The following is a 257-nucleotide window of genomic DNA, read 5'->3' on the forward strand; positions in this document are numbered from 1 at the left end:
GTCATAATAGCTCTACTTTCTGATAGTGCCAATCCGTTATCTACCAAAGTTGGAATGGTATGTTGGGGATTTATCTTCAAAAATTCCGGCGAAAGGTGCTCCCCCTTCATAAGATCCATCAATTTAAGATTAAGATCAACGCCGATGGCCTTAGCTGTGAGAAGTACAGCTCTGCATGGTGATGATCCGGGTGCATAGTAGAAATCGATTGTCATTTTGAATGGAGTTACTTGTTTATATTCGACACTTGCACTGTG

Annotated in this window: 1 protein-coding gene; it reads right to left on the minus strand. The window is 41.2% G+C overall.

The window, feature by feature from the left end; genetic code table 11:
• A partial coding sequence (locus SM754_RS20345) for a glutathione S-transferase N-terminal domain-containing protein (protein WP_323677962.1) occupies positions 1 to 215 on the minus strand: 215 nt, incomplete at its 3' end.
• Positions 216 to 257: the final 42 nt, after the last annotated feature.

The sequence above is a fragment of the Halorubellus amylolyticus genome (genome assembly GCF_034808145.1).
Classification (GTDB): domain Archaea; phylum Halobacteriota; class Halobacteria; order Halobacteriales; family Natrialbaceae; genus Halorubellus.